This is a genomic window from Streptomyces griseoloalbus (assembly GCA_014650015.1).
Classification (GTDB): Bacteria; Actinomycetota; Actinomycetes; order Streptomycetales; family Streptomycetaceae; genus Streptomyces; species Streptomyces griseoloalbus.
On the sequence record BMUD01000173.1, the window covers coordinates 1 to 529 of the forward strand.

General features: G+C 36.5%; 1 protein-coding gene. It reads right to left on the reverse strand.

All coding sequences use genetic code 11. The annotated features are described in order from the left end of the window. Nucleotides 1–423: AlbA family DNA-binding domain-containing protein (locus tag IE178_RS37260; RefSeq protein WP_498370662.1), on the reverse strand; the 423-nt coding region annotated here is incomplete at its 3' end. Nucleotides 424–529: the final 106 nt, after the last annotated feature.

The following is a 529-nucleotide window of genomic DNA, read 5'->3' on the forward strand; positions in this document are numbered from 1 at the left end:
GTTGCATTCCTGAAAGAAACTGCGCATTTCTTCGACAGTACGAAGTTTCTGTGAGTTTGCTCCCTCACGCACAAAGATAGAACCGGAAAATATATAAGGTTTATCTTTCCCTGATGGAACATCAATTACCCAAACTGTCTTATCCTCGATATTTACCGCATACATATCACAATGGAGAGCTGGAGATATTTCACTGATAGAGCCTTGAATGGCTGAACGTTTGTCATTTTCCAAACCTGTACCAATAATCTGTCCGTTATCATCTACGCCGATAAGCAAATATCCTCCGTCAGCATTAGCGAAAGCGCAAATTTCCTCTGTTAGTTCACGAACTTTTAAAGGTACACGAACTTTAAACTCTACATTATAGCCTTCTCCGCTATCGATAAGTGATTGTATGGTTTCTGTATTTGTCATAGACATCTATAAATATAATGCAAAAATAGTCATTTCTATTGTTTTAATAACTCTAAAAACAAGGATATATATATGGTTTACTTCAAATTGTTCTTTCTGAAATTAGAGGGGC